This window comes from Paenibacillus sp. D51F (assembly GCF_053345695.1).
Genome location: NZ_JBKFAO010000004.1, coordinates 162260 through 188397, shown reverse-complemented (window position 1 = coordinate 188397; position 26138 = coordinate 162260). Strand labels below are relative to the sequence as shown.

At 60.8% G+C, this 26138-nt stretch carries 20 protein-coding genes; 15 read left to right on the top strand and 5 right to left on the bottom strand.

The window, feature by feature from the left end; all coding sequences use genetic code 11:
- From ACLBWT_RS09895 to ACLBWT_RS09840, 12 genes are all read left to right on the top strand, one after another.
- Complete coding sequence (locus ACLBWT_RS09895) at window positions 1-1137, top strand: sensor histidine kinase (RefSeq protein WP_447662898.1); 1137 nt, start codon at window positions 1-3, stop codon at window positions 1135-1137.
- Window positions 1138-1284: 147 nt separating this feature from the next.
- Window positions 1285-2223, top strand: a complete 939-nt coding sequence (locus tag ACLBWT_RS09890) for an ATP-binding cassette domain-containing protein (protein WP_447662897.1) — start codon at window positions 1285-1287, stop codon at window positions 2221-2223.
- 11 nt (window positions 2224-2234) lie between these two features.
- Complete coding sequence (locus tag ACLBWT_RS09885; RefSeq protein ID WP_447662896.1) at window positions 2235-3359, top strand: ABC transporter permease; 1125 nt, start codon at window positions 2235-2237, stop codon at window positions 3357-3359.
- Window position 3360: 1 nt separating this feature from the next.
- The gene (locus ACLBWT_RS09880; RefSeq protein WP_447662895.1) at window positions 3361-4509 is read left to right on the top strand and encodes an ABC transporter permease; all 1149 of its coding nucleotides are present in this window, start codon (window positions 3361-3363) and stop codon (window positions 4507-4509) included.
- 567 nt (window positions 4510-5076) lie between these two features.
- Entirely contained in the window at window positions 5077-6639 is a 1563-nt protein-coding gene (locus ACLBWT_RS09875) for an FAD-dependent oxidoreductase (protein ID WP_447662894.1), read from the top strand.
- A gap of 317 nt (window positions 6640-6956) precedes the next feature.
- A complete protein-coding gene (locus ACLBWT_RS09870; RefSeq protein WP_447662893.1) occupies window positions 6957-7565 on the top strand; it encodes a sigma-70 family RNA polymerase sigma factor in 609 nt (202 codons plus the stop codon).
- Window positions 7555-8928, top strand: a complete 1374-nt coding sequence (locus tag ACLBWT_RS09865; RefSeq protein ID WP_447662892.1) for a DUF4179 domain-containing protein — start codon at window positions 7555-7557, stop codon at window positions 8926-8928. Before ACLBWT_RS09870 ends, ACLBWT_RS09865 begins: the two co-directional genes overlap by 11 nt.
- 320 nt (window positions 8929-9248) lie before the next feature.
- Window positions 9249-9935, top strand: a complete 687-nt coding sequence (gene ftsE / locus ACLBWT_RS09860; protein ID WP_049868334.1) for a cell division ATP-binding protein FtsE — start codon at window positions 9249-9251, stop codon at window positions 9933-9935.
- The gene (gene ftsX, locus ACLBWT_RS09855; RefSeq protein ID WP_447662891.1) at window positions 9925-10842 is read left to right on the top strand and encodes a permease-like cell division protein FtsX; all 918 of its coding nucleotides are present in this window, start codon (window positions 9925-9927) and stop codon (window positions 10840-10842) included. The genes ftsE and ftsX overlap by 11 nt, the downstream gene beginning before the upstream one ends.
- Before the next feature lie 16 nt (window positions 10843-10858).
- A complete protein-coding gene (locus tag ACLBWT_RS09850; protein WP_447662890.1) occupies window positions 10859-12034 on the top strand; it encodes a murein hydrolase activator EnvC family protein in 1176 nt (391 codons plus the stop codon).
- A gap of 386 nt (window positions 12035-12420) precedes the next feature.
- A complete protein-coding gene (locus ACLBWT_RS09845; RefSeq protein WP_447662889.1) occupies window positions 12421-13899 on the top strand; it encodes a S41 family peptidase in 1479 nt (492 codons plus the stop codon).
- A gap of 167 nt (window positions 13900-14066) precedes the next feature.
- The gene (locus ACLBWT_RS09840; protein ID WP_447662888.1) at window positions 14067-15353 is read left to right on the top strand and encodes a PDZ domain-containing protein; all 1287 of its coding nucleotides are present in this window, start codon (window positions 14067-14069) and stop codon (window positions 15351-15353) included.
- A gap of 191 nt (window positions 15354-15544) precedes the next feature.
- On the opposite strand, the gene ACLBWT_RS09835 is transcribed toward ACLBWT_RS09840, so the two are convergent.
- Together ACLBWT_RS09835 and ACLBWT_RS09830 are read right to left on the bottom strand one after the other, a co-directional pair.
- Entirely contained in the window at window positions 15545-16843 is a 1299-nt protein-coding gene (locus ACLBWT_RS09835) for a foldase protein PrsA (protein ID WP_447662887.1), read from the bottom strand.
- A 122-nt stretch (window positions 16844-16965) separates the two neighbouring features.
- Complete coding sequence (locus tag ACLBWT_RS09830; protein WP_447662886.1) at window positions 16966-17802, bottom strand: alpha/beta hydrolase family protein; 837 nt, start codon at window positions 17800-17802, stop codon at window positions 16966-16968.
- 418 nt (window positions 17803-18220) lie between these two features.
- On the opposite strand from ACLBWT_RS09830, the gene ACLBWT_RS09825 reads away from it, so the two are divergent.
- Together ACLBWT_RS09825 and ACLBWT_RS09820 are read left to right on the top strand one after the other, a co-directional pair.
- Window positions 18221-19189: a M15 family metallopeptidase gene (locus ACLBWT_RS09825; RefSeq protein WP_447662885.1), complete on the top strand. Its 969-nt coding sequence runs from the start codon at window positions 18221-18223 to the stop codon at window positions 19187-19189.
- Window positions 19190-19492: 303 nt separating this feature from the next.
- Complete coding sequence (locus ACLBWT_RS09820; RefSeq protein ID WP_447662884.1) at window positions 19493-20407, top strand: NAD(P)/FAD-dependent oxidoreductase; 915 nt, start codon at window positions 19493-19495, stop codon at window positions 20405-20407.
- Window positions 20408-21389: 982 nt separating this feature from the next.
- Here ACLBWT_RS09820 and ACLBWT_RS09815 read toward each other — a convergent pair.
- Together ACLBWT_RS09815 and ACLBWT_RS09810 are read right to left on the bottom strand one after the other, a co-directional pair.
- Window positions 21390-22697, bottom strand: a complete 1308-nt coding sequence (locus ACLBWT_RS09815; protein WP_447662883.1) for an MFS transporter — start codon at window positions 22695-22697, stop codon at window positions 21390-21392.
- A 130-nt stretch (window positions 22698-22827) separates the two neighbouring features.
- Window positions 22828-24018: a winged helix-turn-helix domain-containing protein gene (locus tag ACLBWT_RS09810; RefSeq protein WP_447662882.1), complete on the bottom strand. Its 1191-nt coding sequence runs from the start codon at window positions 24016-24018 to the stop codon at window positions 22828-22830.
- Window positions 24019-24246: 228 nt separating this feature from the next.
- Here ACLBWT_RS09810 and ACLBWT_RS09805 point away from each other — a divergent pair, with 228 nt between their 5' ends.
- Window positions 24247-24804 (top strand): GNAT family N-acetyltransferase, encoded by a 558-nt coding sequence (locus tag ACLBWT_RS09805; RefSeq protein ID WP_447662881.1) that lies wholly within the window; start codon window positions 24247-24249, stop codon window positions 24802-24804.
- Window positions 24805-25020: 216 nt separating this feature from the next.
- On the opposite strand, the gene ACLBWT_RS09800 is transcribed toward ACLBWT_RS09805, so the two are convergent.
- Window positions 25021-25896 carry an aldose epimerase family protein gene (locus ACLBWT_RS09800; RefSeq protein ID WP_447662880.1) on the bottom strand — a complete coding sequence of 292 codons (876 nt, stop codon included), beginning with the start codon at window positions 25894-25896 and terminating at the stop codon, window positions 25021-25023.
- Window positions 25897-26138: the final 242 nt, after the last annotated feature.

Sequence of the window (26138 nt, the reverse complement as noted above, 5' to 3'; positions counted from 1 at the left end):
ATGCAGCTGTGGACGATGGGCAACAAGCTGCTTGCGCTGGCCTTCATCATGGCATCAGCCTACTTCGCCGACGGGACCGCGGCGCATTCGTCGCTGCTCATGCTTCTCGCGCTTCTCTACATCGCGCTAAGCATGTCGGTTCGCCTGCTTGGCCACATCAACGCCAAAACCGGCGCCATTGCGGCGGTCATCCTGTTCGTGCTCGCCGCGAGCGCATACGGCAGCCCCTTGTTCGTGCTGCTGCTGCCTTTCAGCGCCTGCGAGCTGGCCTTTCTGCACGGCAGGCGGAGAGCCATGCTGCAGGCGGGATCGCTCCTGCCCCTGCTCTTTCTCCGGGACGGGCTGCTTGTCGGCTATGTTTTCGTAGCCGTTGCGGCCTGGTTCCATTATCTGCTGTACTCGGCGCAGCTCATGAAGGCCATCGGCCTCGAGGAGGAGCTGGACCGGCTGCGCATGAAGCAGGAGAGGCTGGCCCGCCGCCTGAGCGACGGGCAGGAGCTGCAGCGGAACTCCGAGTACACGCACAAGCTGGAGGAGCGCAACCGGCTGTCGCAGGAAATCCATGACGGCGTCGGCCATTCCATGACCGGCGCCCTCATCCAGATGGAGGCGGCGAAAATGCTTCTGGCACGGGATCCGGAGCGGGCGGGGCAGCTGCTGGACAATGCGATCGGCATCTCCAAGGGGGCTATCGAGGAGATCCGGCTGACGCTGCATCGCCTCAAGCCTCCGACGGAGCAGCTCGGGATGAGCCGGCTGCGCGAGAAGGTCGAGAGCTTCGGGATGAGCAGCGGCCTGCAGGCGGGGGTCAGCGGGAGCGGCGATCTAGAGTCCATCGGGCCTCTTTATTGGAAGATCATCCAGGACAACGTGACGGAATCGCTCACCAATGCTCTCAAATATAGCGGCGCGACGGCCGTTCATGTCGAGGTCAGCGTGCTGAAGCGCTACATCAAGGCGGTCGTGACGGACAACGGGCGGGGCAAGGACAAGATCGTCAAGGGGCTTGGACTCAAGGGCATGGAGGAGCGGGCGGCTTCGGTCGGAGGCACCGTCGTCGCGGACGGCAGCCGCGGCTTCAGCGTCACGACGCTGCTGCCATGCGGGGAGAAGCCATCGCAAGGAAGGGATACATGAAGAAATTCATGGTCCCCCGGACGGCTGCCCTCCGCAAGAACATGAGATTTCTCATATCCAAAGGATGAACTTATGCACTGACATAGGGGCATCCTTTTTTCTTATACTGAGAGCATCAAATGGTTGAGGGAAACGGAGTGGGGATCAATGAACGTGTTGGAAATTCAAGGTCTGACCAAAAAATTCGGAAATTTCGTCGCGGTGGACAATATGACTCTGAACGTGAAGGAAGGCGAGATCTTCGGCTTCCTCGGGTCCAACGGAGCGGGCAAGAGCACGACGATCAACATGATCTCCTCGCTGCTGCAGCCGAGCGCGGGCGAGATCCGCATCCTCGGCAAGGACAGCCGCAAGCATAGCCGCCACGCCAAGACGAACCTGGGCATCGTGCCGCAGGACCTGGCCATCTACGACGACATGACCGCTTATGAGAATGTGGCCTTCTTCGCCGGCCTCTACGGCCTGCGGGGCAAGCTGCTGAAGGAGCGGACCGAAGAAGCGCTCGAATTCGTCGGCCTCGGCGACCGCGCCAAGAGCCGTCCCTCCACCTTCTCCGGCGGCATGAAGCGCCGGCTGAACATCGCCTGCGCCATCGCGCACAAGCCGAGCCTGATCATCATGGACGAACCGACCGTCGGCATCGATCCCCAGTCCCGGAACTACATTTTGGAGTCGGTGAAGAAGCTCAACGAATCCGGCTGCACGGTCATCTACACGAGCCACTACATGGAGGAGGTCGAAGAGATCTGCTCCCGGGTCGCCATCGTCGACCATGGCAAGATCATCGCGGACGGCACCAAGGAGCAGCTCAAGGCGATCATTACGGATGTCAAGGATCTGTCGATCGAGCTGAAGCCGGGCTCGGCTTACTGCCTCGAGAGCCTCAGCCGGATTCCCGGCGTGCGCGCGGTGAACGAGAAGGAAGGGCGCCTGAGCATTCAGAGCGACGCGGCCGTGGACAATCTGAACCGGATTCTGAAGTCGCTGATGGACGGCGGCGCCGAAGTGAAGGCATTGCAGGAAGAAGAGCCGAATCTCGAGACGGTCTTCCTGACGCTGACGGGCCGCAGCCTGCGGGACCAATAGGAGGTGTCGAGATGAATGTCATCCAAATCGCGCTCAAGGAAATGCTCCTGAGCTTCCGGAACCGGCGCACGCTGTTCTTCATGCTCGCCTTTCCGCTTGTCCTGATGCTGGTGCTCGGCACGGCCCTTACGAATGCGTTCAGCACGACAGCTTCCATGGATACGATCCGCGTGCTGGTGCAGGATCAGAGCAGCGGCGCCGCGCAGCAGGGATTTGCGGGATTCCGGGCGGAGATGGAGAAATCCGGCTTTGCTTTCACGGATTTGAAGCCCGGCATGGACGGGGCGGCGGAAGTGGAGAAGAACAACTATGACGACTATGCAATCGTGGCGAACAGCGGCATCAAGCTGTATGGAAGCGACCGCAACGCCGTCGCGAGCAACATGACCCAAGGCATGCTCTCGGCCTATGCCGACCGCTACAATGCCGCAGCCGCCATCGCGGCGGCCGATCCGGCCAAGGCTGCCTCCGCATTCCAGCCGGCGCCTTCCGGCGGGTACGTGAAGGAGCTGTCGCTGGATCTGGACCGCATGCCGGGCTCGATGGATTACTACGCGGTCGCGCTGACCGTCATGATCGCCCTGTGGGGCGCGATGTCGGCGGCCAACCTCGTCAAGAGCGAGATCAGGCAGGGCACGGCGGCGCGCCTGGTGGCCGCTCCTGTGCGCAAGGGAGAGATTTTTGCCGGCAAGGTGCTGGGCAATCTGGCGGTCAACATGCTCTGCGTGCTTGTCGTCATTACGTTCAGCAAGCTCGTCTACCATGCCTACTGGGGCGACAACCTGCCTCTCGTCCTGCTCGTCCTGCTCTCCGTCGTCGTGCTGTCGACCAGCCTGGGGCTTGCGGTCAGCTATCTCCTGAAGTCGAGCGCATCGGGCGGTCTGATCTCCCTGGCGGTGCAGGCTGCCTCCTTCTTCGGCGGCGCGTACTTCCCGATCGGAGTGGTCGAGAAGAACAGCCTGCTGGGCATTGCCGCCAGCCTGTCCCCGATCCGGTGGGCGAACATGGCCTTGAACAATATGATCTACCTCGGCGACAACACCCAAGTGTTTCAGACCATCGGCCTCAACGCCGGTCTTGCCGTGCTGCTGCTGGCAGCCTCGGCCTATATGATGAGCAAGCGGGAGGGATTGTAACATGTGGAGAGATATATGGTGGGTGGCCGTCCATACCTTGAAGAACACCTTCCGCAAAAGGAGCAGCCTGCTCGTCTACCTGGGGCTGCCGATCATCGGAGTCATCGGCTCGATCATGCTCTACGGCAGCTCGGGACAGCAGGTGCTGCGCGTCGGCATCGCCAATGAGGACGGCAGCGCCGTCATCGCCGCCGATACGGCGGCCTACGTCAGCAGCCTGCAGCATGTGAAGACGACGCTGCTGACGCGGGAGGAGCTGAAGAAGAAGCTGGCGTCGGCGGACCTGGACTCGGGCCTGATTATGGAGAGGGGCTATTCCGACAGCGTGGCGGCAGGCAAGCCGGAAGGAATCGCCATTCAATCCGTCAAAGGCCAGACCGTGACGGCATATATCAAAGGCATGCTGAACGCATACCTGGACAATACGGCGGCCATAAGCCGCACAGCCGGCGGGGACCGGGCGGCCTTCGACAAGCTGTATGCCGATTACCGCGGCGGAGAGTTCAAGCTCGAGACGCAGCAAGTCGCCGATACATCCCTGACGAAGGCGATGTCGGTCCAGTCCATCGGGTTCCTGATCCTGTTCATGATGACCGCGGCCGTCAACCTGTCGGAAATCATCCTGAAGAGCCGCGAAGACCGGACGTATTACCGCATTCTGTCTTCTCCCATCAGCGCCCGCTCGTACGTGCTCGCCAACGTCCTGGTCAACATCGCCGTCATGGTCGTGCAGGTGGCCGTCGCACTCGTCGCGCTCCGCTACGTCTTCGGCGTCGACCCGGGTCTTCCGATCGCCCAGCTCGGGGGCATGCTGATCCTGTTCGCCCTCGTCTCCGTCAGCCTCTCGCTCGTCATCGTCGCCTTCTCCAAAAACTCGGCGGTATCCGGGGCGATGTCGAACTTCATCATTACGCCGAGCTGCCTGCTGGCCGGATGTTTCTTCCCGATCTCGATCATGCCGGACACGATCCGCAAGATCGGCGACTTCATGCCGCAGCGCTGGGTGCTCCAATCGATCGACGAGCTGCAGACCGGAGATACGAGCCGGATCGCGATCAACCTGGCCGTGCTGGCTGCCTTCGCTCTTGTGTTCTTCCTCGTCGCGGCTTACAAGTTCGGCCGCAACAACGACACGAAAACGTTCGTGTAGGCAGTCTCGCCGCCAAAACAAGGCAAATAGGGCATATGAGGCAATTGGTGCAGATAGGGCAAACGTGCAAATGGTGCAATAGGGCAAACGTGCAAATGGTGCAATAGGGCAAAGGGAAAACAACCGGCGGGCATCCCGCCGGTTGTTTTTGCATTCAGTAAACGTCCAATACGGGGCTCCCGCCCCGGATCATGCCGGTGACGGCGTCATACAGGTTGGGAGGATGCTCGGCGATCCGGTGGCAGGCACAAGTACCATTCCTCGCCATACGTGACGTAGATCCGGGTCGGGACGCCGGATTCCTTCCAGTCCCGAGCCGACTCCGGGGCGATTCCGTACCGCATCTCGAGCTCGGCCAGAGGATGCCGGACATACCCGCGAGCGTCCGCCTCCTGGCAGGCTCCTATGACAATCCTCAAGGCGCCGGGTGCGTCAGCAGCATGAGGTCGCCGAGCGAGCGCGGCAGCCGGGCCTGGAGGGTGATGCCGAGATTCGACGCCTGGTTTTGATTCCGTCAGGTTGTGGGAATAACAGAAATAGGAAATCCAGCATATGGGAGGTTCAATCATGGACAACAGCAATCCTTCTTCATCCAGCAAGCTTCCCCGCTACCCGGAATCGATGTGGAGGGCAACGGAGGAGCTGCCGCAATTCGAATCTCTGCGCGGCACCGTGGAAGCCGATGTGGCCGTTATCGGAGGCGGCATCACGGGGATAACGGCGGCTTACCTGCTCAGCAAGCAGGGGCTCAAGGTCGTGCTTGCGGAGGCGGGCCGGCTTCTGGACGGAACGACCGGACATACGACCGCCAAAATCACAGCCCAGCACGGCATGATCTACGACAAGCTGCTGCAGCATTTCGGCAAGGAGCAGGCCAAGCAGTATTACGATGCCAACGACGAGGCGTTGAAATGGATGACGCAAATCGTGGCGGAGCTCGGCATCGACTGCGGTCTGGAAACTCAGGATGCCTATATTTATGCCGATAACGATGCCGACTTGAAGCAGCTGGATACGGAGTGGAAAGCCTACCAGACTATCGGCATACCGGGAGAATGGACGGACAAGCTTCCGCTGGACGGCTTGTCGGAGAAAGGCGCGATCAAGCTGCCGGGCCAGGCGCAGTTCCATCCGCTGCAATACCTGAAGAAGCTGCTGGCCGAAGCGCAGCGCCACGGTCTCAAGGTGTACGAGAATACGACCGCGAGCGGAAAGGTAAAGGAGGACGACAACGGGCGCCTGCAGGTGGAGACGGAAGCGGGAGGCACCATTTCCTGCAGCTGGGCCGTTTCGGCCTCGCATTTTCCATTCACGGACGGCGGCGGCTTGTTCTTCTCCCGGCTGCATGCGATGCGCTCCTACATCGTCGCGGTCGAGCCGGAGAAGCCTTTCCCGGGCGGCATGTACATCAGCGCGGGCAGCACCGTCCGCTCGCTGCGCTCGGCTCAGCTGGGAGACAAGCGGGTCGTGCTCGTCGGCGGAGACAACCACAAGACGGGCCAGGGCATTCCGATGATCCAGCATTTCGAGGCGCTGGAGCAATTCGGAGATTCCCTGCTCGGCGCCAAGAGCATTCCTTACCGATGGTCCGCGCAGGATCTCGTCACCCTCGACGAAGTGCCCTACATCGGGCCGATCACGGGCAAGCATCCCAACCTGCTCATCGCCACCGGCTACAACAAATGGGGAATGACGACCGGCACGCTCGCCGCGCTGATCGTGAACGATCTCGTCGCGAACGGCCAGAGCAAGCATCTGGAGCTGTTCAAGCCTTCGCGCTTCAAGGCCGACCCGTCGCTCAAGACGTTCGTGGCCCAGAACGCCAACGTCGCCGGAGAGCTTATCTCCGGCAAGCTGGACGCTCCGTCCCGGACGCCGGATTCGCTGGAGCCGGACGAGGGCGCCGTCGTCAAGGTCAAGGGCAAGCGCGCCGGCGCCTATCGCGACTCGCAAGGAGCGCTGCATGTCGTGGATACGACCTGCACGCATATGGGCTGCGAGTGCAAGTGGAATTCCGGCGACCGCTCCTGGGACTGCCCGTGCCACGGCTCGCGCTTCGGCTATGACGGCACCGTGCTGGAGGGACCGGCGACGCAGCCGCTGAAGCAGCTGGAGGTCGAGCAGGGCTGATTTTCGGGCAAGCGTCCGGCCTCTGCCGGCTGGATGCTCAGAAGAGAGAGGGAATTCAAGAGGCTGTCCCCTGGGTCGTGGAGATGGCCAGGGGCAGCTTCTTCGTTTTTTATGCGCATCCGGTTTCATAGGAGAGGAGTGGGGCTCGGAACGAGCCCTATTTGCTTTAGCCAGCCCATTGCTGGAAAATAAGGCTCAAGTAGCAGTCTCATCCTTGTCCTGCGTATCTCAAGCCAGCCTCGGGCCGGCTTTTTTTGCTGCGGCCAAAACCGTTTGACGGCGTTCGAAGTCTAATGCGGAGAAGGGGAGGGAAGGGCTTGGACAACGAAACGACGACAACGGCCTGCCAGGTTCCTGAACCGGCCGCTTCCTTGTCAGAAGCACAAGCAAGGGACGGCTCCGCGGCGTTGGCCGCCCAAGCCCGGGCGGGCGACGAAGGCGCCTTCCTGCAGCTGATGGGCGATTCGCGGGATCGGCTGCTGCGGATCGCCCTGGCTTACCTGCGCAGCGAGGAAGCGGCGCTGGAAGCCATTCAGGAGACGACCTTGCGTGCGTACATGAAGCTGGGCAAGCTCAAGGAACCGGCTTATTTCCAAACCTGGCTGATCCGGATTCTGATGAACGTCTGCATCGACGAACAGAAGCGGCGCCGCAGACAGAGACCGGCCGAAAGGCTGCCCGAAGCTCCCGCTGCGGAATTCGGAATGCCTGGAATCGATGACAGGCTGCGGATGGAGGAGGCCATTGCCGAGCTGGAGCCAAAGCTCAGGCAGGTTGTCATTCTCAAATATTACGACGATATGACGCTGACGGAAATCGCCAAGCTGCTGGAGAAGCCGGAGGGCACGGTGAAGACCTGGCTGAACAAGGCGCTGGCGAAGCTGAGAGCATGGATGAGAGAGGGGGAGGCGCGGGATGAAGGATGATCAGCAGCCGGATTTGTCCGTTCTGGCCGAAGACAGGGGGATTGATCCTGTTCTCGCAGGACGGGCGGACGCAGCGATTAGGGCGGGACTTGCGGCCGGCAAGGAAAGGAAGCGGGGAAGGCGAAGGGAGGTCAGCCGGAGAATCTATGCCGCTTCGGCCGCTTGCCTCCTGCTCCTCGTCTGCCTGGTGACCATCCGCGTATCCCCGGCATTCGCGTCTGCCGTCAGGCAGATTCCGGGAATGGCCTCGCTGGTGGACGCGATCCGCCAGGAGTACGCCAACGACCAATCCATCCTGGACGCGGTGGATAACGACTACATGCAGAAGGTAGGGCTGTCGGATGAGCATGGCGGGCTGAGGTTCACCGTGGAAGGCATCGTCGCGGACGAGTTCCGGATGAATCTGCTGTACAGCATCGAAGGGCTGCGCCCCGATGAACAGGTCGAGCTGCATGATTTGAGTCTGACTGACGGGACGGACCGGCGGCTGCAAGTCGGCTACGGCTCATCCGGGCACGTCACGGGCCAAGCGGGCGGTGCCAAGAATATGGAGAACATCTCCGTTCTGTTCAGCAAGGAGGAGCCGTTGCCGGATAAGCTGGGCGTCGTGCTCACGCTCCGCAGCCAGGAGTACAAAGTGGCGTTCGCGGTGGACACCGGGAAGTTCGCGGGGCATTCCCGCTCCGTCCCGATGGATTATACGCTGGAAGCCGCCGGACAGAAGATCATCTTCGAGCGGGCCGTCATCTCTCCTCTTACGATTAAAATCGAAGCGCGCTATGCGAAGAGCAATACGATGAAGATTTTCGGCGGAGGCGACATGAAGCTGGTGGACGATTCCGGCAAGGAATGGTCCGTTCCGTCCATGAGCTCCGGAACGAACGATCCCGACCGGACGGTCTTCACTTTCCAGAGCAGCTACTTCCGCAAGCCCCAGGCTCTGTATTTGACGGGAACCTGGTTCCGGGCTCTGGATAAGGGCAAGGATGAGATCGTCATCGATACGGAGAAGGGCTTGCTGCTCAAGGCTCCGGACGACAAGGTGACTTTGCTGGGATCGACGGAGAGCGGCGGCGAGCTGCAGCTGCGGTTCAACCTTGATACGGGCCGCAAGGACGACAGCATGAGCTACAATCTATTGGACGGATCGTTCATGGACGGGAGCGGAAGCTGGCATGAAGGCAAGCAGCTGGGATCCTCGGTTAGCGCTGATTCCGATGAGATGAACCAGATTCTTGCGTTCAAGTACAAAGGGGGCGCCTACAAGCAGCCGCTCACGTTCCCGATCGGCAACTATCCGAATTATATCGAGCGCCAATATCGGATCCCGATATCATTGTCCGGGGTTTGGGATCAGGATTGACTGCGAGACAGCAGCGGAATTGCGGGGCACGGAACGCCGATCGGCGCGCCGTGCCTTTTTGATGTTCTTTTTCGGCGGGACAGACAAGGTTTTTTCGACATTTATCTACAAATCGTTGCCAATCTACCGATGTAATGAGAGGGAGTTTCTCTCCCTTGTTCGACAAGGCGGCGAAGGGACGCTTGTCGAATCCGGAACTGCGGACCGGACATGCAGATGAGAATTGTGAAAATTAAGGAAATCCCTTCTTGCAGGAGAGGAAATACGCCTTTTCTGTCGAACATTCATAAGCGGAAAACAGACAGGATGTGAGAACACCCGTGATTGAAATGATGGACATCTGGAAGACCTACCCCAACGGCGCGCATGCGCTGCGCGGGATCTCGGTCGTCATCGACCGCAATGACTTCGTGTACATCGTCGGGCCCTCGGGCGCCGGCAAGTCCACGTTCATGAAGCTGATCTACCGGGAAGAGTACCCGACCAAGGGGCAGCTCTTCGTGAACGGCTTCAATATAGGCAAGCTCAAGCCGCGCAAGATACCGTATGTACGGCGCAACATCGGCGTCATCTTCCAGGATTACCGCCTCCTTCCGAAGCTTACCGCCTACGAGAACGTCTCGTTCGCGATGGAGGTCATCGAAGCTCCCCGCAAGCTGATGAAGAAGCGCACGATGGAAGTTCTGGAGCTTGTCGGCCTCGGCGGCAAGCATGGCCACTTGCCGGCGCAGCTCTCCGGCGGCGAGCAGCAGCGCGTGGCGATCGCCCGCGCGATCGTCAACAATCCCAGCGTCATCGTGGCCGACGAGCCGACGGGCAATCTCGATCCCGAGACGAGCTGGGGCATCATGAACCTGCTGGAGGAAATCAACTTCAGGGGCACGACCATCGTGATGGCGACGCATAACCGCGAGATCGTGAACTCTCTTCGCAAGCGCGTCATCGCCATCGAGAACGGCGTCATCGCGCGCGACCAGCTGAGAGGGGACTACGGCTATGAAGGCTAGAACCCTCCTGCGCCACATGCGCGAAGGCGTGCGGAACATCTTCCGCAACGGCTGGATGAGCTTCGCCTCCATCAGCTCAATCTTCATTTCCCTGTTCATCCTCAGCGTCTTCGTCCTGCTCGCGCTCAACGTCAACAAGCTGGCCGACCAGCTGGAGAGCACGGTGGAGATCCGCGCCTTCCTGCAGCTCGACACGACGCAGCAGCAGATCGATTCGCTGGAGACCAAGATCCGCAATATCCCCGAGGTCAAGAGCGTCGAGTTCCGGACCAAGCAGCAGAACCTGGAGGAAATGAGCCAGATGATGGGCAGCGACGGAAAGCAGCTGCTGCAGGACTATCAGGGCGAGGACAATCCGCTTCCCGCGTCCTTCGTCATCGAAGTGTACGATCCGCAGACGATCGCGTCCGCCGCCGGCCAGATCGAAGCGCTCGGCGCGGGGCAGGATCCTTCCCCGTTCCTGCGGGTCAAGTACGGCCAGGGACAGGTGGAGACGCTGTTCAAGGTGACCAACGCCGTGCGCAACATCGGCCTGATCCTCGTCGCGGGACTGGCTGTCACGGCCATGTTCCTCATTGCAACGACGATCAAGACGACGATCATCAACCGCCAGCGGGAAATCGGAATCATGAAGCTGGTAGGGGCGACCAATGCGTTTATCCGCTGGCCCTTTTTCGTTGAAGGCGCGCTCATCGGATTTTTCTCCTCTGCCTTGACGGCCGCCGTCATTCTGCTCGGATACCAGGAGCTGTTCAAGCAGTCCGAGTTCGAGCTGGGCCTCATGAGCATCAGGCTTGTCACCATACAGGAGGCCGCTCCGATCATCGCGCTGCTTACGATCGGCATCGGCACGCTGCTTGGCGTGTGGGGCAGCGTATTATCGGTCCGCCGTTATTTGAAAGTGTAGGAGGATGCAAGCGCAGATGAAGAAGAACAGGGTTATTCTTGCCTGTCTTGCGGCTGTCCTGGCTCTGACCGTCTTTCCGGCGGGCGGAGAGGCGGCCTCGCAGGTGGACAAGATCAACAAGGAAATCAAGCAGGTCCGCGATCAGATGCAGGCCGCTTCCCATAACCGCAACCAGGCCGAGAAGGATGCCAAGACCGTGGAGGTGCAGAAGGTCCAGACGGCGGAATCGCTCAAAGCCGTCATGACGGAGATCGACACCGTCGGCACTCGCCTCAGCCAGGTCCAGAGCGAGGTTCGCGACACGACTGAAAATCTGCAGAAGACGGCACAGGAGCTCGACGATGCCGAGAAGCGGATCGGCAAGCAGGATGACCGCCTGCAGTCCCGGATCCGGATGACATATATGAACGGCAGGGTCAGCTACCTGGAGGTTCTGCTCAATGCGGCGAGCTTCGCGGATTTCCTCAGCCGCCTCGACTCGCTTCATACAATGATGAGCCAGGACAAGGTCATCCTGCAGGAGCGCCGGCACGACAAGGAGCTGGTCGAGGAGAAGAAGAAGGAAGTGGAATCCCAGCTCGCCGAGGTCAAGGGGCTGTACGCGAAGATAGCCGATTACCAGCAAGTTCTCTCGGAAAAGGAATCGGAGAAGCAGCAGCTGATCGCCACGTACGACGACAAGCTGGAGGAGCTTGGCGAGATCAGCGAGGAGCAGGAGCAGCTTCTGCTGGACCTGGCGGCCAAGGAATCCGCGCTGATCAAAAAGAAGAACGCGCTCAAGACGTATTACACCGGAGGCAAGCTTGCCGTTCCGCTGAAGGCCAGCTACCGCCTCAGTTCGCCGTTCGGCTATAGGATCCATCCCATCACCGGCAAGCGCAAGCTGCATGCCGGCGCGGATATGGCGGCTCCGGAAGGAACGAGCATCTACGCGGCTGAATCCGGGGTCGTTCTCATCGCGCAGTGGTGGACCGGATACGGCAACTGCGTCGTCATCGATCATGGCGGCGGCTTGTGGACGATATACGGGCATATCCGCAATGGCGGCATCAAGGTGGAGAAGGGCGAGACCGTGAAGCGCGGCCAGCTCATCGCCGAAGTCGGTTCGACCGGCAACTCGACCGGCAATCATCTCCACTTCGAAGTGCGCAAGGACGGAACGCCGGTCAATCCGCTGCCTTATTTGAAATAATGGATAATGGACGAAGACCCGCCGTTTGCGAGGGTCTCCTCTCCCGGTCGATATGGACGATTGTGAAGTCTGAAGGCTTCCCGCTTTTGCGGGGAGCTTTTTTGTTGCGGTCCGATGCGATCTGCTCCTGTCGCAGACGCATCCCGACATGCATGACGCCGGAAGCGGCTTGCTTTTCGATCCGTGAAGCTGTTTTTGCTTCCTGGTGTCGAAGCGGCTTGCCTGCTGCTTCTGTTGGACGTTCTGTGCATGATTCGGCTTCGAAGCCGCAGGCCGGGGAGGATCTGTGCTTTTCCGGCTGCTGCCAAATAAAACCCGGACCGTTGTCGCATACTAGAATTCTCATGCAGGTCTGGAACGAAACAGCAACCGAGGAGGAGAACGGTATGAAGTCATTGTCACTGCGGATGGTCCGGCGGACAGCCGCATTGGGCGCGGCGGCGGCGATCGCCCTGGCGCTGCCTCAAGCAGCCGGGGCGGCCGCCCGGGCGCCGGCGCCGGTCCATGCGCCGGCCAAGCCGGCGGAAGCCGCGGAACCGCAGTCCAGCGGCCTGAGCAAGGAAGAGCTGCAGAGAATCAATACGGTGCTCGATTTGATCCAGAAGCAGTATTATGAGCCCGTTGACCGCGCCAAGCTCGTGAGCGGGGCGCTCAGCGGGATGATGGAATCCCTTGGAGATCCTTACTCCACCTATATGGATGTTCCTACAGCCAAGCAGTTTTCGGAGACGGTGGAAGGGGCGTTCGGAGGCGTCGGCGCGGAGGTGTCCCTGGAAGAGGGCAAGCTGACCGTCGTCTCGCCGATGAAGGGGTCGCCGGCGGAGCGGGCGGGCTTGCAGGCGAAGGATGTCATCCTATCCGTCAACGGCATCAGCCTGGGAGGCCTGCCGATCTCGGAGGCGGTAGCCAAGCTGCGCGGTCCAAAGGGCTCCAAGGCCGTCCTCGTCATCCAGCGCGCCGGCAGCGGCAAGCCGATGACCGTTACCGTCGTGCGGGACGAGATCGGCGTGGAGACCGTGGAAGCCCGTCTGCTTCCAGGGAGCATCGGCTTGATCGAGATTCGGCAGTTCTCGCTGAACACGGCCGACCGCTTCGCAGAGGAGCTGAACAAGCTCGAGAAGCGGAAGCTGAAAGGGCTCGTGATCGACGTCCGCAACAATCCGGGCGGCATTCTGCCGGTGGTGGAAAAGATATCCGAGCCGTTCATCCCGGCAGGAAAGCCGATTCTGCAAGTCCAGCAGCGCGGACAGCGCGCCGAGAAGATCCTCTCCAATGGAAAAGGCAAGCCGTATCCCGTTGCTGTGCTGATCAACAAGGGAAGCGCCAGCGCATCGGAAATATTGGCGGGCGCCTTGAAGGAGTCGGCGGACGCTGTGCTCGTCGGCCAGACTTCCTTCGGCAAAGGAACGGTCCAGGTCAGCTATGACCGCAACCTGGAAGGCGGGCTCGTCAAGATGACGATCGCCAAATGGCTGACGCCGCACGGCGTCTGGATTCATCATGAAGGCATCCGTCCGGATATTCAGGTGAAGCCCCCGGCTTTATATACGGTATCCCGATTGTCGCGGTCGGGAGAGCCGCGGAGGGATGCCATCAGCGAAGACACGAAGACGCTGCAGGCGATGCTCGTCGGCCTGGGATACAATCCGGGACGAACAGACGGCTATTACAACGAGGGGACGGCTGCCGCGGTGAAGGCGTTCCAGCGGCAATGCGGTCTCCAGGAGACCGGATCGGCCGATCCGGCTACGCAGGAAAAGCTGGAGAAGACTGTTCGCGAGTGGGTGCTCAGCGGCAGCCACGACACCCAGCTGGAGGCTGCGGCGCAGGCGCTCCGCTCCGGCAAGGGAGCCCGGAAGCAATAAGCCCTTGCGGCAGGGCGCAAGAAGCCCCCTTTTCAGCCGCCGCGAAGTCGCCGCGCAAATCAGGGCCGAAATCTTCCATGGGGAGGATTTCGGCCTTTCGTTGTCGAAAACAATACGACTGGAAGGTACACTTTGGGAGTCATTCTTTTGAAAATGAGGTGCTTGCTGTGGACACGGCCTTGGAGATACTCCGTCACTACGGGACAGCGGCCGTCAGGCTGTTGTCCCAGCCGTTTTATTATTTGGCGCTGTTGCTGATCATCCTCTCTTATATCCGGCAGACCCGGACGGAACGCAAGCTGTTCCATGTGCGCCTGCATGCCTGGCCCAAGCTGCTCGGCCGCGCCGTCTTGAGCGGCCTGATCGCTGGCGCTGCCCTCTCGATCGGCGCAGCCTTCATCGGCATGAGCTTGACGCCTTCCGCCGCGCTCTGGCTGTGGGGGACGGCCGCCCTGCTCATGCTCGTCCGCGTCCGATATCTCTGTTTTGCTTACAGTGTCGGCGTGCTCGGGCTGCTGCAATGGTTCAGCGGCCTGCTCGGCCTGACAGACGGGCCGGGCGGCTGGCTCGGACGAGCCGCTCTCTCGCTGGACAATCTCGACATTCCCGGCCTGCTGCTGCTCGTAGCCGGCCTGCATGCGGCCGAGGCTTTGCTCGTCCGCCGGGATGGCGCCCGGTTCTCCTCGCCGCTGTTCCTCGAGGGCAAGCGCGGGAAGCTGATCGGAGGTTACGCCTTGCAGGGCTACTGGCCGGTGCCCCTGCTTCTGCTGGTGCCGTCCGCTTCGGCGGCGGCCTCGCTGCCATGGACGCCTCTGCTCGGCGGCTCCGCATGGGACGGCGGCTGGACGGTCATTGCGCTGCCGGCGATCATCGGCTTCACCGACCTGACGCGCTCGGAGCTCCCGAAGCTCCAGTCCCGCCTTACGTCGCGCCGGCTGCTTGCCTACAGTGCCGTGCTGGCTGCGGCCGCGCTTGGGGCCGCATATGCGGAGCCGCTCGTACCGGTTGCAGCGCTGCTTTCCCTCGGGCTTCATGAAGCCCTCATCCTGCTGGGATCGATGCGGGAGCGTCAGCGTCAGCCGCGCTTCGTCCATGACGAGCGGGGCTTGTGCATTCTCGGAGTCGTGCCGGGAACGCCGGCAGAGGAGATGGGCCTTGAAGCGGGCGAAGTGCTCCACAAGGTGAACGGGCAGAAGGTAAGGACCAAGGAAGATCTGCATGCGGCGCTGCATATGAACTCCGCTTTTTGCCGGATGGAGGTGTTCAATGCCGACGGGCAGCTCAAGTTTCTGCAGAGGGCCAGGTACGCCGGCGAGCATCACCAGCTTGGAGTGCTGCTGGCTCCCGATGAGGACGCGGGCTATTATGCTGCTCCGGCGCATGTGTCCGTGCTGGGCCTGCTCAGGCGAAGCCGGGCTGCGCGGCGCCGTGTCCGCAAGGATACGACGATGTAGCGTCGGCATGCCGGGACGCTTGGCGGATCGGGCTTGAGCGCGGGCCAATCCGTTCCGCTTCCGCTCCGATGCAATCAAGCTTTGAACGGGTCGCCCCTTCAGTCCGCATGCGTGCCATCAAAAAAGGCTTCCGGAGCCCATCCTCATGGATGGGCTCCGGAAGCCTTTTTATTGCTTTCCAGCGTGCTTGCCTAGCTGTTGTTCGCTGCCGCGTTTTCCGCGCCGGCGCTGTTTTCTGCTGCCTTGGCGGCAGCATTTTCTTCGAACGAATTCGTAATCGTCGCCTTGCCGCGGAGGTCGGTGATGAGCGTCTGGGACAAGGTGCCCAGCTGCTGATATTCAAGCGTTTCCGTGATCTCCGCTTTTTTCTCTTCCAGCGTTGGCGTCGAGGCTTGCTTGTGGTCGATGACTTTGATGATATGGTAGCCGTAGTCGGATTTGATCGGTGCGGAGATTTCGCCGACCTTGAGGTCGAAGGCCGCCTTCTCGAATTCCGGAACCATGGCGCCTTTGCCGAAGTAGCCGAGATCGCCGCCATTGGCCGCGCTGCCGGTGTCGGTCGATTTTTCCTTGGCGATCGCCGCGAAGTCGCCGCCGTCCTTGAGCTGCTTCTCGATGGCGTCGGCTTCTTCCTTCGTCTTGACGAGAATATGGGAGGCTTTCACCTGCTCTTCGGTCGCGAAGGAAGCTTTGTTCTCATCGTAATACTTCTGGATATCCGCATCGGTTACCTTGACTTTATCCTTGAGCAGCTTGCGAAGCTGCACCTGCATCTGCAGCTGGTTGTTGAGAACGTCCTCCGACAAGCCGGCCTGCTTCAGAGCGTCCACAAACGCGCTTTCGCTGCCGAAGTTCTTCTTGACGTCGGCAAGCTCCTTGGCCATTTCATCTTCAGTGACCTCGATCTTCTTGTTGCTGGCTTCCTGGTCGACGAGCTTCATCGTGATGAGGCTGTCCAGAGCAGTCGTGCCGGCGGAAGGAACCATCGCCTCGTACAGCTCGTCCTTCGAGATCTTCTCGCCGTTGACGCTGGCAACCGTACCGCCCGATGCTGCGCCGCCGTTGCCGTTGAAGAGACTGACAAGCGCAATGACGAGCGCGACTGCCAGCACGAGCGAAGCAATCATCCAGCCGGTAGCGGCCCCGCTGCGGCGAGGACCCGATCCGTTGCCGTCCGTCAGCGGCAGATCAGCCGCTCCTGCGGAGGTGTTGACCACGCTTCCTTCCGTGACCGGCACCGATCCGAACGCGCGCTCGGGATCCGCCGTATGGATCTCGGCGTCGTTCTCGGCCTGGCGCAGGGATTCCTCGGCGCGCTCCTCCTCGACAATATCCTCGGCTTGGAGCGTTTCTTCGCGATGCTCGTCGCCGCTGCGGCCAGCGAATTCGACGCCCTCGTTCGTTGCCGTATCTTCCATCGTAAGATGCTCGTCCTGTTTCGGATCGACCGGATCGAGATGATCCTTGGGATCCTTGTCCTTATCTGCCATGAAACGATTGACTCCCTTCTGTATCCTTCAAAGAGTGGTGAATGGAATAGATTCTGCATAGTACTTGCTGCGAGAATAATAGCAAAATCCATGCCGGGTTACCTTAACGGAACATGAAATTTCTACAAATTGGTTTTGAAAAAATCAATCGTGACATCCAGAGCCTGCTCCAGAGCCTCCGTCGTGCCGGCAAAAGGATGAACGGCGCCGAACGTATGGCCGGTTCCTTCCAGCTCGAGCGCTTGCTGATGGGGCGCCGCTTCCTGCAGGCGGCGGAAGCCTTCGACCAGACGAGGAGCATCCGCGCTTCCTTGGATCATCAAGATCGGAATCCGGAGACCGGCGAGGCGGGCGGGAATGTCGAAGCGATCTTTATTGGCGTCCAGATCCTCGAAAAACTCGCGCCGCACAGGCATTTCCTGCTGCGTCCGGGAATTGGTCACGTAGGCGACGCCTTCCTCGCGAGCCTTGGCTTCGAAGGCGTCGTCGAACAAGTTGGCGCGGGCGATGCCGTTCCAGGTAGCGGCTGCCCGGATGAGCGGATGCTCGGCGGCGAAGATGAGGGCGTTGCCTCCGCCTCTGCTGTGGCCGATCATGCCGAGCTTGGCCCGCTGGATCAAGCTCGCGTGGGGCAGATTGCCTCCGATCGCGGCTTTGAGGACTTCCTCCAGGTCAGCCTGCTCCCGGGTGTAGGTGTTGTAGCCGAATTTGGACAGCTCGTCGAAATCCTGCTCGCCGACTCCGTTGCGCGAGAAATTGAAGGTGATGGCGACAAAGCCGGCTTCGGCCAGCTTCTCGGCCGCATAGGGCATGAAAGCCCAATCCTTGAAGCCCTTGAAGCCATGGGCCAGGAACAGGGCCGGGCGATCTCCCGGCTTTTTGGCCGCACGCACTTCGCCGCGGATAATGCCGCCGTCGCCAAGCCTGATTTCGAAGGGCGACACGAATAGATGGGACATGAAACATACTCCTCTCAAGCTATAGCATTTCCAAAACTAAGCATAAACTTCCTTGCCGTTTCGTTCAAATGGAACTTGCGGCATATTCCTGGAGCAGCGCCTGCGCCACCTGTTCCATCCCCGGCTGTGGTTTGGTACGATGAGGACGGGCCTGGAGGCTGAAACATTTCCTGCTCCGGGATCGTTCACAAGGTTAACAATCAATCATTGTGCATCATGGACAGGGCTGGCCGTCAGACATCGGATAATACGCAAGGCTGATTGCCAGACACCGGATCATACGCAAGGCTGATCCTGCTTTAAAGATTTGCGAAGCCGCAGGCTCCAATGGAAGCGACATAGCTCTCCGGGGATCGGCAAGACATGGCCAGCAGGCCGCCGGCAGGCGGATCTCATACAGCAAAGGGGAACGACGATCATGAAAAACCGAAACAAACGAATTGCAGCAGCGCTTCTGCTTGCCCTTACCGCTTGGGCGGCAGCAGCCTGCTCCGACAACTCCGCTCCGGGAACGATTGCGGCAGTCAACGAGGCTGCTGGAAATGTGCAGACGGCCTCTCCATCGCCGTCGCAGGAGCCGGCAGCAAATGACGGAAACGGCAGCGAAGCCGTGGGAGGCGGAGCGGCAACGAATGCAGGGGGCGCAGCCAATGCAGGCGGAACGAATGATCCATCCGGCTCCAAGGGCGGCACAGACAAGCCGGCCGGCAACACAGGCAGCACAGACAAGCCGGCCGGGGACAAGGACGGACAAGGAACCGCTGTATCCGGGCAGCCGTCCGAACAGGTTGCGGCACAGGCCGATACGGTCGCGGCTTTGATCAACAAGGAGTTCCGCCTGCCGGAGGGCTATGTGCCGGATGACCTCGTCTACCCGGACATTCCGTTCACCTTCAGCGAGAAGATCGACAAGCGCAAGCTCCGCAAGGAGGCTGCAGGGGCGCTGGAGAAGCTGGTGGCAGGAGCAAAGAAAGACGGAATCTCGCTTGCCGGGGTCTCGGGCTACCGCTCGGAAACGAGACAAAAAACGCTGTTCGACAACTATGCCAAAAAAGACGGAGTCGCTGCTGCGGACAAATACAGCGCACGGCCGGGGCATAGCGAGCACCAGACCGGACTTGCGATCGACATGTCCGGGACGGACGGCAAATGCGCGGCGGAAAGCTGCTTCGGCGGTACGCCGGAAGCGGAGTGGCTGGCGGCGCATGCGGCGGATTACGGCTTCATCATCCGCTATCCCGAAGGCAAGGAATCCATTACGGGTTATAAATACGAGCCGTGGCATATCCGCTTCGTAGGCGTGGAACTGGCCGGCAAGCTTGCTGCAAGCGGCGACACGCTGGAGGAGTACTACGGAGCCGCGGTGCCGGTTACGGGACGGAAGTAAGCGCCGGGGCAAAGGCATCCACGGAGTTAGAAGCACATCCGCCAAGGCGGAGATGAAATGCGGGGGAGCCCGTTTTCGTCTCCGCCTTTTTGTCTCCGCCTTTTTGTCTCCGCCTTTTTGTCTCCGCCTTTTGTCTCGACCTTTTCGCCTCCGCCTTTTCGCCTCCGCCTTTTTGTCTCCGCCTTTTTGTCTCCGCTTTTTCGCCTCCGCTTTTTGTTTCCGCTTTTTTGTCCGGGCCGTTCCTCTTCTAGGCGTGCTATTTTCCTAATAAAGTTAGAGTAGCAAGGAAGGGGGCCTCGGGGGATGGATTGGGACTGCGCAATCATCGGCGGCGGGCCTGCGGGCTTGAGCGCCGCCTTGATGCTGGGCCGCTCGCAAAGATCGGTCCTTTTGCTCGACGATCATCAGCCGCGCAACTCCGTTGCGGAGGCCAGCCACGGCTATCTGACGAGAGACGGGATTGCGCCTGCGGAATTCCGCTCCCTCGCCAGCAATGAACTGGCGCAATATCCCTCGGTGCGGCTGAGCAAGAGCCGGGTCGTGTCGGTGGAAAAGGTGAATGGAGGTTTCCGTGTCTATACCGCAGCCGGGGGCTCCGCCGCAGCCCGCACGGTGCTGCTCGCCGCGGGATTGCAGGAGCGGTTCCCGGATATTCCCGGACTGCGGGAAATGTACGGCAAAAGCCTGTTCAGCTGTCCCTACTGCGACGGCTGGGAGCTTCGCGGGCAGCCGCTGCTGGCGCTGTCGACGGGATCCGGCTTGTTCCGGCAGGCCAGACTTCTGCTCGGGTGGAGCCGCGATCTGCTCGTATGCAGCCATGGGTCGTCCAATCTGACCATGCAGCAGCGGCATGCGCTGGAGAGCCGGGGAGTGAAGGTCAGCTCCCTTCGGATCGCTGCTCTTGAAGGAAGCGGCGGCATGCTGCGCGAGGTCGTCTTCGAGGACGGCAGCCGGATAGCCCGCAGCGGCGGCTTCGCCACGCCGGACGGGATGCTCGGCACCCCGCTCGGGAGCCAGCTCGGATGCGCGCATGACGCATACGGCTCCGTTTCGGCCGACGGCTCCGGCCGCACAAGCGTCCCCGGCGTCTATGCGGCGGGGGATACGGCGGGGTTCTCGCCGTCGCAGATCGTCGTCGCGGCGGCCAGCGGCACCCGCGCCGCAGTCGGCATCATCGGCGACCTGGCCGAGATCGATTTTATGCGGATGGGCGGATAAGCAGCCTTCGTTCCTGTTCAAAAAGAAAGATCCCTTCCATGGCGACATTGGCGGCAAACATGCCGTTTCCTGCCGGGACGGGATCTTTTTGGCTTGCCGCTTGGTCTTTGCCTGGAAGCTTGGTCGCAAGCTTATATAGGCTTCTTGAGGTTGAGCCCGGGAGCGAGGGGTCCGGAACGGCTCCTGGAGTTTAGCCCGTAAGCGAAGCCTCCGGAATGACTTCTGAGGGTTGAGCCCGGAAACGAAGCATCCGGAAAGGCTCCTGAGGGTTGAGCCGGAAGCGAAGCCCCTCAATGGCTCCTGCGGGTTGAGCCCGGAAACGAAGCATCCGGAATGGCTCCTTAGGGGTTGAGCTCGAAGGCGAAGCCTCCGGAATGGCTCCTGAGGGTTAAGCCCGAAAGCGAAGCCCTCGAAATGGCTCCTGAGGGTTGAGTCCGTAAGCGAAGCATCCGGAAAGGTTCCTGAGGGTTGAGCCGGAAGCGAAGCCTCCGAAACGGCACCTGAGGGTTGAACCCGGAAGCGAAGCCTCCGGAGTGGCCCTGAGGGTTGAGCCGGAAGCGAAGCCTCCGAAACGGCACCTGAGGATTGAACCCGGGAGCGAAGCATCCGGAATGGCCCTGGAGAAATGAGAATGGTCGCCTTTGCCGCCGGATTTCCACCTTTGAAACCATCGAATCGGGAAATCCGGCGGCAACAGCGATCGGAAGGGCCATCCGGCTGCGAAGCGAACTTGGGTTCACCTGCACAGGGCCGTCCTGGCTGCGAAGCGAACTTGGGTTCACCTGCACAGGGCCATCCGGCTGCGAAGCGAACTTGGGTTCACCCTCACAGGGCCATCCGGCTGCGAAGCGAACTTGGGTTCACCTGCACAGGGCCATCCGGCTGCGAAGCGAACTTGGGTTCACCCTCACAGGGCCATCCGGCTGCGAAGCGAATTTGGGTTCACCCTCACAGGGCCAATGGCTGCGAAGCGGCTCAGGCATCAGGCCTCCGCATCCAAGCGTTCCGGCTCCACCGGCCAAAGCCAGCGGTTGAAAAGGATTCCGGCCGCGCCGAGCAGAGCGATGACGACCCCGAACCGGCCGAAGATTTCCCGAGGGCCGGCCAGCTCGACCAGGAATCCGCCGAGCAGCGGAGCGGCGATCATGACCGTGCCGAGGACCATGCTCTGAATGCCGAACACCCGGCCGGTCATGCGCGGAGGCGTCTCCTTCTGAAGGCAATAGTTGAAGGCGATGATGAACATGCCGTTGCCGGCTCCGAGGAGCAGGCCGAGCAAAAGGACCGGCAGCGCAGCGGCGCCGGAAGGCAGGAGGCCCAGTCCCCCGATCGACGCGCCGATCATCGCGTATCCTCCGCCGAGACGCAAGCCGTATCCCAGGCTGCGCCCGATCTTGTTCAGGAGAGCGATCGCTCCCACCGCGCCGGCTCCAGCAGCCGCAACCAGCCAGCCGAGCATGAATTCCTTGTCGGGTGCAAGCACGAGGAACAGGCTTGCGAACTGGAAATCGACGATCTGGATCGACAACGCGCCGATCAGGCCGAACAGCATCGTATTGCGCAGCAGCCTGTTCCGGAGGATGAAGCTCCAGCCTTCTTTCCACATCTGGCGGAACGGCAGCGGTTCGCCGCTCTCAGAAGACTGACTGCCATTACGGCCAGAGCCGCTGACGGCCGCAGCTGTATCGGCAACGGCATCGTTCCTGATCAACAAAAGCATGGCATAAGAGAAAAGCCGCATGCAGACGTTGAATCCGATGCACCATGCGGGGGAAAGGGCCGTCAAGGCCAATCCGCCCAGCAAGGGGCCGGCGATTTTGGAGCTCTGGTTGACGAGGCCGTTCAACGAGGCTGCCTGCAGCAGCTGATCCTCCCGCACAAGGCTGCGGGTCAAGGACTGCTGGGCAGGCACATTGAGCGCGGAAACGGCAGAACGCAGCCCGAGCACGGGCAGCAGCCAGAACATGTTCGGAACGAGCAGCAGGGCGGCGGTCAGCGCAGCGGTAAGCAAATCGCACCATCGCATCAGCTGCAGCTTGTTCAGTCGGTCGGCGGCCACTCCCGCAACGGAACCGAGCAGGATGCCCGGCAGCGCCAGGCTGACGGGAATAAGCGCCAGCATAAGCGGGCCGGCTTCCCAGCGATAGGCGACCAGCACTTGAATGGCGAGCATATCGAACCAGTCGCCGAAGGATGCCGCTGCGTAAGCGGTGAAGGTGCGCCTGTACAGCTTGTTGCCGAGCAGGCCTTTTTCGACGCGTTTATGATCGATCGGCATTTCAATTCCCATGGTGATCTTCCCCTGTCCGTTGGCTTCAGCCGTTTGTTGAGCCGAGTATACCGCCGGATTGTCAGAGAAATATCAGGAGGAGGAACGACTTGAAGGCCATTACGATTCCAGTGCCGTCAGCCTTCCGATGTCAGTCCGCCAAGCAGTCGTTCAGCACCGCTTCTATGTTCGGCATGAGGCCTGGAAGTCCGCAGCGGGCTTGCGCCTCCGCGAACAGCTCCTCGTATTTGCGTGTCACCTCGGGACTGCCCTTGAAGGCGGTTCTTCGGCAAAATTGGACGATTCGGTAAAGCCCGAACAGCCGGATCGGGACGAATCCGGACAGCTCCAGCACGCCAAGTCCCTCGTCGAGCAGCGCTTCGCCGGAGCGCCGCTCGTTCTTTCTCAGCCGCCACAGCCCGCTCACGATGGAGTAGCTGCCGATTTCCCGCAGATAAGGCTTGGCCGCAAGGAGCTGCTCGATGGCTGCGGATATGGCCTGCAGCTCCCGGTCGCCCGTGCCGCTCAGGAGATGGGCGTACATCCCGGATGTGGCCGCCGGTGCTTCGAAGCTTTCGTAGCCCGGGTCCTCCAAAATCAAGCTGCGGGTCAGCCCGATCCGCTCAAGTGCCTTGTGCGGCGCTCCGGCCAGCGTATACAGATCCAGAATGTTGAGCATCTCGATTTCGCGGTGCTGGGCAGGAGGAAGCTTCCCCGTCGCGAGCACCCGCTCGCAGTAGTCCAGGCTGGCCTTGGGCTCCCCGGCGAACAGGTAGAACAAAAGCAGCCAGTAGACCCGTTCGGAAGCAGGCAAACCTCCTCCGTCAAGCAGCCATTGCACGTCTCCCTGGACGAAATGAACGTAAACGGAGTAGAACGGGTCCAGCTCATAACCGAGGATATCCTGCTGCCGGGCAAGCGCCAGCATCGAAGCCCCTTGGCCGTAGCGGTGATATTTGGCGAAAATATCGCGCATCTGCTCCCGCAGCTCTCCGTCGCCGGCCGAAGGGACGGCATGGATTCCCGCCGGCTGGGAACGTACGGTCAGGCAGTAGCCGAAGCTGCGCACGGTTCGAATCGCCAGCCCTTTGATTGGAGCCAGCTTTTTGCGGAGCCTATAGATATGGTCGTCTACGGTGCGCTCGACCGGATATTCGAGAGGCCATACCCGATCGAGCAGCTGTTCCCGGCTGAAGGCGCTTCCTTGATTGCGGTAAAGAAATCGCAGCAGGGCGTATTCCTTGGCGAACAGCTCGACCGATACCCCGTTCGAGGATACCGTATATCCGTTTTCGCTGAATTCCAGCATCATCCCGATCCCCTTTTTTTTCCTTCGGGTCATTATAGCATTTCCTGGGGAAATCCGGCGCGGACATGGCAATAGGCGCATCCAAGCGGAGGATAGGCAGAAGCAGCCGGATACAGGAGCCCAGGAAGAATCCGGGGGCTCGCGCGGAAGAGGCCGCCGCGCTACAATGGGAGTACAAGGCCTGCTTGCGTAAGATGGCTTCCTCAGGATGCGGTCTGGATGAGGAAGCGCGGGCAAACCGCTGGAAGGGACGGGATCGCTATGAATGGAATCACGATGATGCGCGCGGAAGCGGGCGGATTGACGGTCGAGAGGCTGCGTCCGGAAGGAACGGCGGAAGCGATGGATATGCTCCGGGGCATCGCCGGCTGGCTGGAATCCAGCGGCTCCCTGCAGTGGAACGGCTTGCTTCGAGGAGAGGACAGCCACGGCTTGGAAGAAGCGGCGGCCAGAGGAGAGGCGTTCCTGTTCCGGGCAGGCCCGAAAGCCTCGGCGGAGGAGAGGCTGCCGCTTGCCGGAATGGTCATCCTGCTTCAGCAGCCCGGCGAGTGGGACAAGGAGCTGTGGGGAGAGCAGGGACACGAGCCCTATCTGTATCTGCACCGGCTGGCCGTCAACCGCGACTATGCGGGTCAAGGCATCGGCGGGGCCATCCTGTCATGGGCGGAGACGGGCGTAGCTTGCGAAGGAAAGTCGGCGATACGGCTCGACTGCATCGGCAGCAACGACAAGCTCAACGCTTTTTACAGCGGTTTCGGATATACGTTCATGGGCAGATCGGACAACGGCTTCTGTCTTTACGAAAAAGAAATCCGATAATGGACATGCAGCCAAAAACGGACCTGATTTCCCTTGGAAAGGGGAACAGGTCCGTTTTTGGTTTGGGCACAGCGGCCGGGCACAGCGGCCGGGCACAGCGGCCGGGCACAGCGGCCGGGCACAGCGGCCGGGCACAGCGGCCGGGCACAGCGGCCGGGCACAGCGGCCGGGTACAGCGGCCGGGCACAGCGGCCATGCCGCAGCGGCATCAATGTATTACAGCGTATGGGACGCGCCGATGACCAGCTCGGCCTCGACGGTTTCGCCCGGCTGGACGAGCACGAGCTCCTCCTGGCGGTTGAGCTCGCCGTTCAGAGCCATCCAGGGCTCCACGCAGACGAACGGCTTGTCCTCTACGCTCCACAGGACGACGTAGCGGAAGCTGCTGCTGTAGCGCATCCGGACCGCAAGGTTTCCGGAAGGCTTGAAGGCAATCTCCGGAGCAGCCGGATCCAGCAAGGCGGCCGATTCCTTCATGCTCCCGAGATCGAGGGAGCCTTCGTACGGCTTTTCCGCTCCGTCGTTGTAATCCAGGTACCGGGTCGCGTCCGTTCGGTAGGAAATGTTTTTGGCATCCGCGGCAAAGTAGGGATGGAAGCCGGGATACATCGGCATCGGCGAATCGGACAGATTGCGGTATTGCTGGGAGATGGACAGGTCGCCGTTCTTGAGGGTGTACGTGAACAACAGCTCGAAATCGAACGGGAACTGCTCCCGCGTCCGCTCGCTGCTGCGCAGGCGGAGGGTGACGGAGGCTGCCCGGTCATCGGAGATGCCGGCGATTTCCCAAGCTTCGGTGCGCGCGACTCCGTGATTGCGCATGCGGTATTTGCGTCCGTTCCACTCGTACTCCCCGTTGGCCAGCTGGCCGCTGATCGGGAAGAGCACGGGATTGCCCCCGCGTATGTTCGCATCTCGATCCAGGAACGTGGCCTCGTCGAGATAGAACAGCTCATAGCCGTTCAGCCGGCATTGCAGAGCGATGCCGCCGCGTTCCGGACAGATCAGCACGCGGGAGCGGGTAGTCGCCTCCGTCAGCTCGACCATTTCGTATTTTTCTTTGTATGTTTTGACTTCATATTGATATGGCAATAGGTCTCAACTCCTGTGAAAATAATTCTTTTTAAGAAGACAGCATCTTCCATCGTTCGTCCTTCAAAAGGGACCAAAAGGTCGAAAATTTGAATATTGGCTCTGTTCAAAGCTTTCTAGGATAAGGTATGCTACGGATAAAGCTTATTTTTCCCATATTAATGCAGCGGCCGCTATTTGTATAGGCATCCATAAGTCCTGGCTTTCATTCCATCATTCGTCCCGTTGCGGTCATACGAGGT